12 protein-coding genes are annotated in these 11,905 nt (G+C 73.0%); 4 read left to right on the top strand and 8 right to left on the bottom strand.

Annotated features, from left to right (window positions below):
* Nucleotides 1-23: 23 nt before the first annotated feature.
* The 6 genes from ACOBQB_RS18345 to ACOBQB_RS18320 form a co-directional block, all read right to left on the bottom strand.
* Nucleotides 24-1,472 (bottom strand): peptidoglycan D,D-transpeptidase FtsI family protein, encoded by a 1,449-nt coding sequence (locus ACOBQB_RS18345; protein ID WP_423593056.1) that lies wholly within the window; start codon nucleotides 1,470-1,472, stop codon nucleotides 24-26.
* A 143-nt stretch (nucleotides 1,473-1,615) separates the two neighbouring features.
* Nucleotides 1,616-2,293 carry a response regulator transcription factor gene (locus tag ACOBQB_RS18340; RefSeq protein WP_423593055.1) on the bottom strand — a complete coding sequence of 226 codons (678 nt, stop codon included), beginning with the start codon at nucleotides 2,291-2,293 and terminating at the stop codon, nucleotides 1,616-1,618.
* The gene (locus tag ACOBQB_RS18335) at nucleotides 2,290-3,546 is read right to left on the bottom strand and encodes a sensor histidine kinase (RefSeq protein WP_423593053.1); all 1,257 of its coding nucleotides are present in this window, start codon (nucleotides 3,544-3,546) and stop codon (nucleotides 2,290-2,292) included. The genes ACOBQB_RS18340 and ACOBQB_RS18335 overlap by 4 nt, the downstream gene beginning before the upstream one ends.
* Nucleotides 3,543-4,571, bottom strand: a complete 1,029-nt coding sequence (locus ACOBQB_RS18330; RefSeq protein ID WP_423593051.1) for a hypothetical protein — start codon at nucleotides 4,569-4,571, stop codon at nucleotides 3,543-3,545. Before ACOBQB_RS18330 ends, ACOBQB_RS18335 begins: the two co-directional genes overlap by 4 nt.
* A 75-nt stretch (nucleotides 4,572-4,646) precedes the next feature.
* Nucleotides 4,647-5,123, bottom strand: a complete 477-nt coding sequence (locus tag ACOBQB_RS18325) for a GNAT family N-acetyltransferase (RefSeq protein ID WP_423593049.1) — start codon at nucleotides 5,121-5,123, stop codon at nucleotides 4,647-4,649.
* A 60-nt stretch (nucleotides 5,124-5,183) separates the two neighbouring features.
* Entirely contained in the window at nucleotides 5,184-5,957 is a 774-nt protein-coding gene (locus ACOBQB_RS18320; RefSeq protein ID WP_423593048.1) for an IclR family transcriptional regulator, read from the bottom strand.
* A gap of 125 nt (nucleotides 5,958-6,082) precedes the next feature.
* On the opposite strand from ACOBQB_RS18320, the gene ACOBQB_RS18315 reads away from it, so the two are divergent.
* On the top strand, nucleotides 6,083-7,615 hold the full coding sequence (locus ACOBQB_RS18315; protein ID WP_423593047.1) for an aldehyde dehydrogenase (NADP(+)): 1,533 nt from the start codon (nucleotides 6,083-6,085) through the stop codon (nucleotides 7,613-7,615).
* A gap of 140 nt (nucleotides 7,616-7,755) precedes the next feature.
* Here the strand turns inward: ACOBQB_RS18315 and ACOBQB_RS18310 are convergent, their stop codons facing one another.
* Complete coding sequence (locus tag ACOBQB_RS18310) at nucleotides 7,756-8,898, bottom strand: Gfo/Idh/MocA family protein (protein WP_423593046.1); 1,143 nt, start codon at nucleotides 8,896-8,898, stop codon at nucleotides 7,756-7,758.
* Nucleotides 8,899-8,961: 63 nt separating this feature from the next.
* Here ACOBQB_RS18310 and ACOBQB_RS18305 point away from each other — a divergent pair, with 63 nt between their 5' ends.
* From ACOBQB_RS18305 to ACOBQB_RS18295, 3 genes are all read left to right on the top strand, one after another.
* Nucleotides 8,962-9,369: a winged helix-turn-helix transcriptional regulator gene (locus ACOBQB_RS18305; protein ID WP_423593044.1), complete on the top strand. Its 408-nt coding sequence runs from the start codon at nucleotides 8,962-8,964 to the stop codon at nucleotides 9,367-9,369.
* Nucleotides 9,370-9,446: 77 nt separating this feature from the next.
* The gene (locus ACOBQB_RS18300; RefSeq protein ID WP_423593043.1) at nucleotides 9,447-10,181 is read left to right on the top strand and encodes a DsbA family oxidoreductase; all 735 of its coding nucleotides are present in this window, start codon (nucleotides 9,447-9,449) and stop codon (nucleotides 10,179-10,181) included.
* 20 nt (nucleotides 10,182-10,201) lie between these two features.
* On the top strand, nucleotides 10,202-11,266 hold the full coding sequence (locus ACOBQB_RS18295) for an aminotransferase class V-fold PLP-dependent enzyme (RefSeq protein WP_423593041.1): 1,065 nt from the start codon (nucleotides 10,202-10,204) through the stop codon (nucleotides 11,264-11,266).
* Nucleotides 11,267-11,299: 33 nt separating this feature from the next.
* Here the strand turns inward: ACOBQB_RS18295 and ACOBQB_RS18290 are convergent, their stop codons facing one another.
* Complete coding sequence (locus tag ACOBQB_RS18290) at nucleotides 11,300-11,824, bottom strand: MarR family winged helix-turn-helix transcriptional regulator (protein WP_423593039.1); 525 nt, start codon at nucleotides 11,822-11,824, stop codon at nucleotides 11,300-11,302.
* Between the last annotated feature and the right edge of the window lie 81 nt (nucleotides 11,825-11,905).

The following is an 11,905-nucleotide window of genomic DNA, read 5'->3' as shown; positions in this document are numbered from 1 at the left end:
CCCCGGGGCCCGCGTGCGTCGCCTCAGCCCTTCAGTGCCGCCTTCATCATCGCCTTGGCGATCGGCGCAGCCAGGCCGTTGCCGCTGACCTCGTCGCGGGCCGCGCTGGACGACTCGATCATCACCGCGACCGCCACCTCCTGGCCGTCCGCGCCCTTGGCGTACGAGGTGAACCACGCGTACGGCGTCTTGCTGTTGTTCTCGCCGTGCTGGGCCGTGCCCGTCTTGCCGCCGACCGTCGCGCCGTTGATCTGCGCGTTCGAACCGGTGCCCTTCTCGACGACCGTCCGCATCGCCGACCGCAGGCCCTCGGCGACGGACTCGCTCATCACGCGCTGGGGGTCGCCGTCGCCGAACTCCTCCAGGACGTTGCCGTCCGCGTCGGTGATCTGCGAGACCATGTGCGGCGGGGCGAGCTCGCCGCCGTTGGCGATCGCCGCCGACACCATCGACATCTGGAGCGGCGTCGCCGTCACGTCGAACTGGCCGATGCCCGACAGGCCCGTCTGGGCCTTGTCCATGCCGGAGGGGTACACGCTCTTCGCCGCGCGCACCGGCACGTCCAGCTTGTCCGCGTTGAAGCCCAGCTTCTCCGCCATCGCCTTGACCTTGTCCTGGCCCAGGTCGACGGCCATCTTGGCGAAGACGTTGTTGCAGGAGTACTGGAGGCCCGTGCGGATCGTCGCGTTCTCGCAGGGCGCCGACGGGTTCTCGTTCCTCAGGACCGTCGCCGTGCCCGGCAGTGTGTAGGGGTTCGGGCTGGCGGTCTTCGCGTCCACCGAGGAGTACAGCCCGTCCTCCAGGGCCGCCGCGGCGACGACCAGCTTGAACGTCGAACCGGGCGGCAGCGGCTGGCGCATCGCGCGGTTCACCATCGGCTTGTCCTTGTCGGAGGTCAGCTCCTGCCACTCCTTCGAGTCCGTGGAGCCGCTGATCTTCGACGGGTCGTACGAAGGCGTCGAGACCATGCCGAGGATCTCGCCGGTCTTCGGGTCGAGCGCGACCGCCGCGCCCTTGGTGTCCCCGAGCGCCTTGTACCCCGCCTTCTGCACCGCCGGGTCGATGGTCGTCACCACGTCGCCGGGGTCGGCGCGCTTGTTGGTGACCGTGTCGAGCGGGTTCTTCAGGCGGTTGTCGGTGCCGTCCAGGAGGTCCTGGTAGATGCCCTCCAGCTGCGTGGCGCCGTACACCTGCGAGCTGTAGCCCGTCACGGGTGAGTAGAGCGCGCCGTTCTTGTACGTGCGCTTGTAGGCGAGGTCGCCTCCCGTCGTCCGCGCGGAGCCGGTGATGGCCTCACCGCCCACGATGATGTCGCCCAGCGGGTTCGCGTACTGCTCGATCGCGTTGCGCCGGTTGTGCTTGTCGTCCGCGAGCGCCTTCCCGTCGTAGAACTGCACCCACGTCGCCCGCACCAGCAGGGCGAGCACGAGCAGCAGTGCGAAGACCGAGGCGCGCCTGATCGTCTTGTTCATCCCACAAAAGGACGAGCGAAGGGGAGGGTTTCGTTCCCTTCTGCTCCGCTTGCGCCCGCTTTCTCAGAAAGTCCTCATGAACCGAGTCTTCATGAAAGCGCGAGGCGCCCGGGAGCATCGGGAGAGCGCATCGGGAGAGCGGCTCAGTCCGTGTTCATGAAACCGGCCTCGTACGCCGCGATCACCGCCTGCGTGCGGTCCCGCGCGCCCGTCTTGGCGAGGACGGACGCCACGTGCGTCTTCACCGTCGCCGCGCCCACCCCCATCCGCCCGGCGATCTCCGCGTTGGTCAGCCCCGCCGCCATCAGTCGCAGCACCTCGCTCTCGCGGCCGGTGAGCCGCGCCATCCAGGCGGGCGGCGCGGGCTTGGCGCGCCCGTGCTCGGCGGCCAGGGCGCGCACGGCCGAGGGGAAGAGCAGCGAGTCGCTGTGCGCGACGACGCGCACGGCCTGGACGAGGGAGTCCGCGTCCGCCCGCTTCAGCAGGAACCCGGCGGCGCCCGCCCGCAGCGCCTCGTACACGTACGCGTCGTTCTCGAAGGTCGTCACGACCACGACGCGCGGCGGTCGCGGCATCGTCCGCAGGATCTGCTCGGTGGCACGGATGCCGTCGATCTCCGGCATCCGTACGTCCATCAGGACCACGTCGGGTCGCAGCTCCCGCACGACCGACACCGCCTCGGCGCCGGTCGCCGCCTCGCCGACGACCTCGATGCCCGCCTCGGCGGAGAGGATCGCGCGCAGGGCGGTACGCACCATGCGCTCGTCGTCGGCGAGAACGACCCGCAGGGCCGGACTGTCAGGAGCGGGTGTGGTCGTCATGCGTGTCCCTTCAACGGAAGTCGTACGTCCAGTCGCCACACGCCGTCCGCCGGGCCCGCCGCGGCCGTGCCGCCGAGCAGCCGGGCCCGGTCCGCGATGCCGCGCAGACCGTGGCCGCCGCCGGGGCGGGCGGTGGGGGAGCGGAGCGGCAGCGGGTTCTCGGCGGTGACGGTCAGGTCGGGGCCGTCCAGGGCGACGCGCAGAGTGACATCGGCGCCCTCGCCGCCGTGCCGCAGCGCGTTGCTCAGCGCCTCCTGCACGATGCGGTACGCCTCCCGGGAGACCAGCGGGGGCAGGCCGGCGGGGTCCATGTCGACGGTGGCGGCCACCCGCAGGCCGCCCGCCCTGGTGCGGCGCAGCAGGCCGTCCAGGTCGGCTCCGAGGGTGGGCGCGGGCGCCGTCGAGCGGCTGTCGTCGGCCTCCCGCAACACGCCGAGGACGGCGTCGAGTTCCCCGACCGTGCGGCGCGTGGTGTCCTCGATGGCGGCCAGGGCCTCACGGACGAACTCCGGGTCGTGGTCGAGGACGCGGCGGGCCGCGCTCGCCTGGAGCGTGACGGCGCTCAGCGCGTGGCCCACCGAGTCGTGCAGCTCGCGCGCCAGGCGGTTGCGCACCGCGAGATCGGCGGCCCGCTGCTCGGCGGCCACGAGCCGGTCGGCGGGCGTGGGCCCGAGCAGCTCGGGCGCCCAGCGGGCCAGGAGCCCCCCGGCCGTGGCCGCGCACGCCGCGAGCGCGGCCAGCGACGCACAGCCGATGACCGGCGAGAGCGCCGCCATCCACGGTTCGCCGAAGACTTCGGGCAGCCCGATGCGGCTGTCCCCGAACACGACGAAGAACGGCAGCACGATCAGCACGCACGCGAACGGCGGCAGCGCCAGCGACATGCCGCTGACGATCCCGCCGAGGCCGAGGTGCAGCGTGAACCACGCGGCGGTCCGCCCGCGCGCCACCCGCCCCCGCGCGGGGGCCTCGGCGAGCGACTCGTCCGGCACCGCGCACAGCGTGCGCACGGCGGCCACCGACATCGGTCGGGTCAGCGGGAACAGCGCGGTGATCGCGGCGAGCGGCAATCCGGCGGCGAAGGAGGCGAGTTGGGAGGTCAGCGACCCGAAGAACCGGTCGTCGCCGACGAGCGGCCCGACGACCACCGAGCCGACGAACATATACGGCATGGAGAGCGCGCCGCCCAGGATCAGATGGATCCACCGGCGGCGCGTGCGACGCCCGAACAGGGAGATGGCGAGGGCTGTCACGCGGGGGAACCCGCCCGCTCCTTGAGGAGGCGCACCCCGACGGCGGCCACGAGTATTCCGGTGATCATCTGCACAGAGTAGGCCAGCAGCATCGGGCCGGTGGGCTGTCGGGAGAGGTCGTCCCAGGGGCCGACGAGCGAGGCGAACAGCAGCCAGCCGCCCCAGCAGCCCACCGCCCCCGAGCCCACCCAGGCCAGCGCGAGCGGAACCTTCACGGGCAGCGCCGGAAGCCGCCGGAAGGCCGGTATCAGGACGCCCGTCACAGCGGCGACGAGGTAGAGCATGTCCAGGCACTCCAGGACGTAGAAGTCGGTGGTGCGCCCCTCGGCCTGCGCCTCGTTGAGTCCGGCGGTGGAGCCGGTGGCCCACATCAGGTGGCATACGAGGAGGACCAGGGCCGGCAGCGCGGCGGCGACAGCGGTGGCCCGCACGCCCCTCGAACCGGCACCGGGACGCGGCAGGTTCCCCACACGCCCGCGCCACAGGTGCCCCCAGCGGTCCCGCGCGTACAGCACGAAGAGGGAGCCGAGCGCGATGCCCTGGAGGATGAAACCGGTGTAGACGACGCCGAAGACCCACTCGGCGAGGAACGGCTCGCCCCCGCCGCTCCCCGAGGGGCCGTGCACGCTCCCGCCGAACACCCTGACCAGCAGTTGCAGCGGAAACCCGGCCATGATCGGCACGAGCAGCCCGGTCGCGGCCCACATCGGGAACGCGAGCAGCCATGCGGGCGTCCGCAGGCCCCACGGCCGGGTCAGGAGCAGCACCAGCACGATGACGGCCGCGTCCATCAGGACGGTCAGGCCGTTCGCGAAGATCATCAGCGCGCGGTGGTCGAGCAGAGAGCTGCCCTCGGGAATCCCGAGGTGACTCCCGCAGATCCAGGCGGCCTTGAGGGCGAGGTAGGGGGCGCAGGCGGCCATGGCGAGGAACCGCAGCGCTCGGCGGAGCGGGCTGAGGGCGGCCGAGGTGAACGCCACCGGGTGGGCGGCGGCCTGCGGGGAGGAGGGCAGTGTCCGCGTCATGGCTCCACACTCCCGCCGGGCCGCTCCCGGCACCTCCTGCGCCGCGACGATCCGCCTCCCCCGCGCGGCGGAGGCTCAGGCGCGGTCCAGGACGAGGACCACCTCGTCGATCTCCGCCCCGCGCGCCGCCGCGTAGCCCCGGTCGGTCGCCGTCACGCGGAAACCGCACTTCTCCAGGACGCGGATCGACCCCGCGTTGTCCGCCGCCGCGCGGGCGTGGAGCGGACGCTCCGGGATCAGCGCGATCAGCTCGCGCAGGGCGGCGGTGGCCAGGCCACGGCCCCAGTACGCGCGGTCGATCCAGTACGTCACCTCACGCTCGCCCGGCGCGCCGTACACCGCGGCGTTGCCGACGACGTCCCCGTCGGCGAGGACCGTACGCACGTCGGTGCCGGGGGCGGTGCGCATCTTCGTCCAGTGCGCCTGGAAGCGGTCCATGTCGCCGGGGTCCTTCAGGGTGAAGGCGGCCATGTGGGCGGACTCGGGGTCGTTCATCTGCCGGAAGAAGACGGGCAGATCACTGTCGTGGACTTCGCGCAGGCTGACATCCATGCGGCAGAGCCTACGAGGTGGCGACGCCGGCATCTCATAGGCTCTGCCGCCGACGAGGCGTCAGAGCCGACGTGTTGCCAGCGTCAGCCGGTCGCGCGCGTCGAACAGGGCGTCCTTGACCATCTGTTCGTGGGCGGGCGTGAGCCGCGCCACCGGCACCGAGCAGCTGATCGCGTCCCGCGCCGGGGTGCGGTAGGGGATGGCGACGCCGAAGCAGCGCAGCCCGAGCGTGTTCTCCTCGCGGTCCACCGCGAAGCCCTGCTCGCGCACCGCGTGCAGCTCCTCGATGAGCCTCTCGCGGTCGGTGATGGTGTGCTCGGTGAGCGCGGGCAGCGCCTCCGGGAGCATCTTGCGGACCTGCTCGTCGGTGTGGGTGGCGAGCAGCGCCTTGCCGAGCGAGGTGGAGTGCGCGGGCAGCCGGCGGCCCACGCGGGTGAAGGGCCGCAGGTAGTGCTGGGACTGGCGGGTGGCGAGGTAGACGACGTTCGTGCCGTCGAGCCGCGCCAGGTGGATGGTCTCCGTCGTGTCGTCGGAGAGCCGGTCCAGGGTCGGCCGGGCGGCGGTCACCACTTCGTCGCCGTCGATGTACGAGGTACCGACCAGCAGGGCGCGGACGCCGATGCCGTACCGCGTGCCGGTCGCGTCCGTCTCCACCCAACCGAGCTCGACCAGGGTGCGAAGGAGCATGTAGAGGCTCGACTTCGGGTACCCGACGGCTTCCTGGACGGCGGCCAGCGAGTGCATCCCGGGGCGGCCCGCGAAGTACTCCAGCAACTCGACCGTGCGCACGGCGGACTTGACCTGCGCACCCCCTCCGGTCTCGCCAGTCGACATCGCCCTTGACCCCTTAGTTCGCCGAGAAATACTCTCCGAAGCCTCCGGTCATTCATGAACAGAGACGGCGTTCAGTATATCGAACAGCCCAGGTGAGTGGCATACCTCTGGAAAGGGAATCCGCGGTGGCAGCAGCACCAGTCTGGAGTGTCGACCCCCGAACCGGGAAGCAGCGTGAGCAGGTTGCGGTGGAAGCCACAGCCGAGGAGGTCGACCGCGCGGTTCTCGCCGCCCGGGACGCGGCGCCCGCGCTCGCCGACCGCGCGGTCCGCGCCGCCTTCCTGCGCACCGCCGCCGAACTCCTCCAGGAGGCGAAGGACCACCTCGTGGAGGCGGCGGACGCGGAGACCGCGCTCGGCCCCGTCCGGCTCACCGGCGAACTCGCCCGCACCTGCTACCAGCTGCGGGCCTTCGCCGACACAGTCGACGAGGGCGCCTTCCTCGGCGTCGTCATCGACCACCCCGACGCCTCGGCGACCCCGCCCGTCCCGGACCTGCGCCGCTACAAGATCCCGCTCGGCGTCGTCGCCGTCTACTCCGCGTCCAACTTCCCCTTCGCCTTCTCCGTGCCCGGCGGCGACACCGCCAGCGCCCTCGCCGCGGGCTGCCCCGTCGTCGTCAAGGCCCACCCCGACCACCCGGGCACCTCCGAGCTGGTCGCCTCCGTGCTGCGCGGGGCCGCCGCCGCGCACGGCGTCCCCGAGGGCGTCCTCGGCCTCGTCCACGGCTTCGAGGCGGGCGTCGAACTGGTCAAGCACCCCCTGATCGCGGGCGCCGGGTTCACCGGCTCCATCCGCGGCGGCCGCGCCCTCTTCGACGCCGCCGCCGCGCGGCCCGTGCCGATCCCCTTCCACGGCGAACTGGGCTCCCTCAACCCCGTCGTCGTCACCGAGGCCGCCGCCGCCGAGCGCGCCGAGCAGATCGGCACCGGACTCGCGGGCTCGATGACCCTCGGCGTCGGCCAGTTCTGCGTCAAGCCTGGCCTGGTCCTCGCCCCCGAGGGCCCGGGCGGCGACCGGCTCGTGAAGTCCCTCGCCGAGGCGGTGGGCGTCACCGAGGCCGGGGTGCTCCTCGACCACCGGATGCGGGACAACTTCGTCGCCGGGGTGCGCGAGCGCGCCGAACTCCCGGACGTCCAGGCCCCGGTGACCCCGGGCGCCGGCGACGAGCACACCGTCAGCGCCGGCTTCCTCACCGTCCCGGCCGCGCGCCTCGCGAGCGAGGGGGAGCACGACCTGCTCCTGGAGGAGTGCTTCGGCCCGGTCACCGTCGTCGCGCGCTACGCGGACGAGGCGGAGATCACCGCCGTCCTCTCGCGGCTGCCGGGCAACCTCACCGCGACCGTGCAGCTCTCCTCCGACGAGGCGGCGGGCGTGAGCGGCCGGGGCGCCGAACTGATCGCCGAGGTCACCCCGCTCGCCGGGCGCGTACTCGTCGACGGCTGGCCCACGGGCGTCGCGGTCGCACCCGCCCAGCACCACGGCGGCCCCTACCCGGCCACCACGTCCACGTCGACGTCCGTGGGCGGCACGGCCATCGAACGCTGGCTGCGCCCGGTCGCCTACCAGAGCACCCCCGAGGCCCTGCTCCCGCCGGAGCTGCGCGACGCCAACCCGCTGGGGCTGCCGCGGCGGGTGGACGGGCGGCTGGAACACTGACCGGCGGCGGGCTCAGGGGCGGGTGAAGACGGTGTGCGTGCCGATGCGGCGCCATACGACGTGAGGCTCGCCGTCAGTGAGGGCGTCCCCGTGGTGGAAGGTGGCCCGGCGTGCGGCAGGCTGCCTGGCTGCCCAAAGCCTCACACCGTCACCCGGGCGCCCGTGGCCGCCGCCCGCCCGATCGCGTCCAGCAGCCGCTGCCGCCGCACGGCGTGCGCGAAGTCCGGCGCGTGGGCGGTGTCCTCCGTCAGGTCGGCGAAGATCTGGGCGTACTGGGCCCCCACGTTGTACGCCACTTCGTACGACGGCGTCCCGCGCAGCCCGTCCAGTTCCGGCACGGCGAAGTGGCGCTCGGACACGGGCAGCTCGGTCAGGCCGGTGTCCGTGCCGCGCCCGCCGCGTACGGTCACCGCCGCCTGCTGGAGGTGGCCGGAGTCGCCGGTGACGACGAGGTCCCCTTCCGTGCCGTTGATCTCCCAGTGGAAGTCCGTGCCGCGCGACAGTCCTGACCGGAAGTGGGCGGAGACGACGGCGCCCGACTCCAGGCGCCCCGAGACGGCGATCTGGTCGGCGGCCGTCATCGGCGCGGTGCGTCCCGTGCCCGCCTCCCGCACGACGGGCCGCCGCGTCGCCGTGGTCGCCGAGACCTCGGTGAACTCCCCGAGCGCCATGGTCACCGCGTCGACGGTGTGCCCGAAGGGGATCGTCAGCATGGTCGCGCCATTGCCCTCGTCCAGCAGATACGCGCCGCCCGGCTCGAAGACCGGCCCCCACCCCCGCCCCGAGGCCACCAGAGTGGTCGACAGGACCTCGCCCACGTAACCGTCGGCGACCAACTCCCGGACGTACCGGACGGCGGGCGCCGACCGGGCCTGGAGCCCCACGAACGTCCGCACCCCGGCCCGTTCCGCGGCCGCCGCCAGCTCCTCGGCCTCGGCGAGGCCGTTGCCGAGGGGCCACTCGGAGAGCACCGCCTTGCCCGCGCCGAGCGCGGCGAGGACCACCTCGCGGTGCAGCGGCACGCGCACGCTCACCACGACGAGGTCGACCTGATCGCTGCGGACGAGCTCCTTGGTCGACCCGAAGGCCAGCGGTACGCCGTACTTCTCGCCCGCGGCCCGCGCGGAGGCCTCGCTCGACGCGGACAGGGCGCGCAGCTCGTACCCCTTCAGGGCGGACAGTGCGGGGAGGTGGGAGCGGGGCGCCCAGCCGCCGCGGGCGGACAGGCCGACGAGGCCGACGCGGACGGGGGAGCCCAGGGAGGAAGCAGCGGTGAAAGTCATGATCGGGACGGTAGGGCGAACCGCCTGGTTACCCGCAAGGGCCGTAACTATATTTTCGAAACCATGACCGCTCCCATGACCGCTCCCATGACCGCTCCCACGACTGCTCAGTCCCGCACCGGCTCCTCTCCTCACCCTCCCCACGACATCTACGGCCAGCTCTGCCCCGGCCGCGCGGTCTGGGAGCTGCTCGTCCACAAATGGACGGGCCTCGCCATCACCGCCCTGGCGGACGGCCCGCGCCGCTTCGGTGAGCTGCGCCGCAAGCTGGAGGGCGTCAGCCCCAAGGCGCTCACCCAGACCCTGCGCCGCCTGGAGGACCACGGCCTGGTCCTGCGCACCGTCCACGCGGAGGTCCCGCCCCGCGTGGAGTACGAACTGACCGAGCTGGGCCGCGGCGCCCTGGAACCGCTGGCCCACCTGCGCACGTGGATCCGCGCGAACACGGGAAAGTTCACGGCGGGGGAATGAGCCGCTTTGCCCGTACGTTGACACCGTGAGCGGAGGCAGCCTCCGCCCTGTACCGCACGACCTGGAAAGAGCCACACATGCGCGTCGAGATCTGGAGCGACATCGCCTGCCCCTGGTGCTATGTGGGCAAGGCCCGCTTCGAGAAGGCCCTCGCCGCCTTCCCGCACCGTGACGGCGTCGAGGTCGTGCACCGCTCCTTCGAGCTGGACCCGAACCGCGCCAAGGGCGACAGCGGTCCCGTCATCCCGATGCTCATGCGCAAGTACGGCATGAGCGAGGAGCAGGCCCGCGAGGGCGAGCGGCGGCTCGGGGAGAACGCCGCCGCCGAGGGGCTCGACTACCTCACCGAGGGCCGCGACCACGGCAACACCTTCGACATGCACCGGGTCCTGCACCTCGCCAAGGAGCGCGGCAGGCAGGACGAGCTGATCGGGCTGCTCTACCGCGCGAACTTCGCCGAGGAGCGGTCCGTCTTCGCGGACGACGAGCGCGTCGTCGAGGTCGCCGTCGAGGCGGGCCTGGACGCGGACGAGGTGCGTGCCGTCCTCGCCGACCCCCACCAGTACGCCGAGGACGTCCGTGCCGACGAGCGCGAGGCCGCCGACCTGGGCGCGAACGGCGTGCCGTTCTTCGTCCTCGACCGCAAGTACGGCATCTCCGGGGCTCAGCCCGCCGAGGTCTTCACACAGGCGTTGCGACAGGCGTGGGGCGAGCGTTCGCCGCTGACCACCCTCGCGGGCGCCGACGCGGGAGGCGGAGCGGGAGGCGAAGCGTGCGGGCCCGACGGCTGCGCGGTTCCGCAGAGCGGCTGAAGCGTATAAGAGTTGACCCCATGGCGATCACCATGGGGATCAACGACGTCCGCCGCAGCGAGTTCACGCCCACGTCGACGTATCTGAACACGGCGAACTGCTGCCTGCTGCCGCGCCGGGCCGCCGAGGCCGTGGGCGCGCTCGTCGCCGGACTCGGCGAGGGCAGGCCCGGCGGGGCGGGGGACTTCGAGGTCGTGGAGGAGGCCCGCGCCGCCTTCGCGCGGTGCGTCGGCGTCGACCCGGGGCGCGTGGCCACCGGCGCCGCCGTCGCCACGCACGTCGGGCTGATCGCGGCCGCACTGCCGCCCGGCGCCGAAGTCCTCATACCCGAGGGGGAGTTCGCCTCCGTCGTGAACCCCTTCGTCGTACGGGGCGACCTCCGCCCGCGGTACGTGCCGCTGGACTCCCTCGCCGAGGCCGTGCGGCCCGGCACCGCGCTCGTCGCGTTCTCCGCCGTCCAGTCGGCCGACGGCAGGACCGCGGACCTGACGGCGGTGCGGGAGGCCGCCGCCGCGCACGGCGCGCGTACGCTCGTCGACGCCACGCAGGCGGTGGGCTGGCTGCCGTTCGACGCGGGGCTGTACGACTACACCGTCACCGGCGCCTACAAGTGGCTGCTGTGCCCGCGCGGCACGCAGTTCCTCACGGTGAGCGAGGCGGCGCAGGAGACCCTCGTACCGCTGCACGGCGGCTGGCTCGCCTCCGCCGACACCTGGCACTCGACGTACGGACCGCTGACCGAACTCGCCCCGGACGCGCGGCGGTTCGACGAGGGGCCGGCCTTCCTCGCCTATCACGGGGCGGCAGCCGCGCTCGCGGTCCTGGAGGAGGCCGGGATCGAGGCGGTGCACGCCCACGACACGGCCCTCGCCGCTCGCTGCCGCGCGGGCCTCGCGGAGCTGGGCCATGCCCCCGTGCCCGGGACGTCCCCCATCGTGGCGGTGCCCGGCCTCGGCGGGCGTCAGGCGGAGCTCGCCCGCGCCAAGGTCGTCACCGCGGCCCGCGCCGGGCATCTGCGGGTGTCGTTCCACCTGTACAACACGGAGGCGGACGTGGACCGCCTCCTCGACGTGCTGTCCGGCTGACGGCCGTGCCGCCCCCCGGCGGGGCTCGGCCGCTCAGCCCTGCGCCGCCCGGCGCTCCGGGCAGTCCGCCGTCTCCGTGCAGAGGTTCGTCTCCACCCTGGTGAGCAGCCGCAGTAGCGTGGCGCGCTCGCCCTCGTCCAGACCGGCGAGCGTATGCCCCTCCAACCGGCCCCAGGCGCCCTCCACTTGGGCAAGCAGGCCACAGCTGGCGTCGCTGGCCTCGACCAGCACGGCCCGGCGGTCGGCCGGGTCGGGGCGGCGCCGCACGTGCCCGGCCTGCTCCAGGCGCTGGAGCATCTTCGTGACCGTCGAGGGGTCGAGGTCGACCGCCTTGATGAGATCGGACTGCCGCACCGGGCCGGCGTCCCACAGGTGCACCATCACGAACTCCTGGCCCGGGTAGAGGCCGACCCCCTTCAGGACCTTGCCCGCCGCGATGCGGTGCAGGCGCGCCACCCGGCTCAGCGCATGGCTGACGGGGCCCGCCTCGGCCACCGTGGGGAGCCCGGGGGGACAGGCGGGGTCGGCCGGTTCGGTCGGGGGGGTGTCGGCCTTCATCACGCGCTCCTGCTGGTCACTGGACGTCTTCCGAAAGATTACCTTGGTCGGCCAAGAAATGAGTTACAGTGAAGCCCGGCC

The sequence above is a fragment of the Streptomyces sp. G5(2025) genome, from assembly GCF_049542075.1.
Lineage (GTDB): Bacteria > Actinomycetota > Actinomycetes > Streptomycetales > Streptomycetaceae > Streptomyces.
The sequence above is the reverse complement of the archived record's forward strand: the minus strand, read 5'-3'. Positions and strand labels throughout refer to the sequence as shown.

What these genes read in the sequence shown, in the direction of transcription:
- ACOBQB_RS18345 (WP_423593056.1), bottom strand. Translation starts at nt 1,472, where the DNA reads ATGAACAAGACGATCAGGCGCGCCTCGGTCTTCGCACTGCTGCTCGTG.
- ACOBQB_RS18340 (WP_423593055.1), bottom strand. Translation starts at nt 2,293, where the DNA reads ATGACGACCACACCCGCTCCTGACAGTCCGGCCCTGCGGGTCGTTCTC.
- ACOBQB_RS18330 (WP_423593051.1), bottom strand. Translation starts at nt 4,571, where the DNA reads ATGACGCGGACACTGCCCTCCTCCCCGCAGGCCGCCGCCCACCCGGTG.
- ACOBQB_RS18325 (WP_423593049.1), bottom strand. Translation starts at nt 5,123, where the DNA reads ATGGATGTCAGCCTGCGCGAAGTCCACGACAGTGATCTGCCCGTCTTC.
- ACOBQB_RS18320 (WP_423593048.1), bottom strand. Translation starts at nt 5,957, where the DNA reads ATGTCGACTGGCGAGACCGGAGGGGGTGCGCAGGTCAAGTCCGCCGTG.
- ACOBQB_RS18310 (WP_423593046.1), bottom strand. Translation starts at nt 8,898, where the DNA reads ATGACTTTCACCGCTGCTTCCTCCCTGGGCTCCCCCGTCCGCGTCGGC.
- ACOBQB_RS18305 (WP_423593044.1), top strand. Translation starts at nt 8,962, where the DNA reads ATGACCGCTCCCATGACCGCTCCCATGACCGCTCCCACGACTGCTCAG.
- ACOBQB_RS18300 (WP_423593043.1), top strand. Translation starts at nt 9,447, where the DNA reads ATGCGCGTCGAGATCTGGAGCGACATCGCCTGCCCCTGGTGCTATGTG.
- ACOBQB_RS18295 (WP_423593041.1), top strand. Translation starts at nt 10,202, where the DNA reads ATGGCGATCACCATGGGGATCAACGACGTCCGCCGCAGCGAGTTCACG.
- ACOBQB_RS18290 (WP_423593039.1), bottom strand. Translation starts at nt 11,824, where the DNA reads ATGAAGGCCGACACCCCCCCGACCGAACCGGCCGACCCCGCCTGTCCC.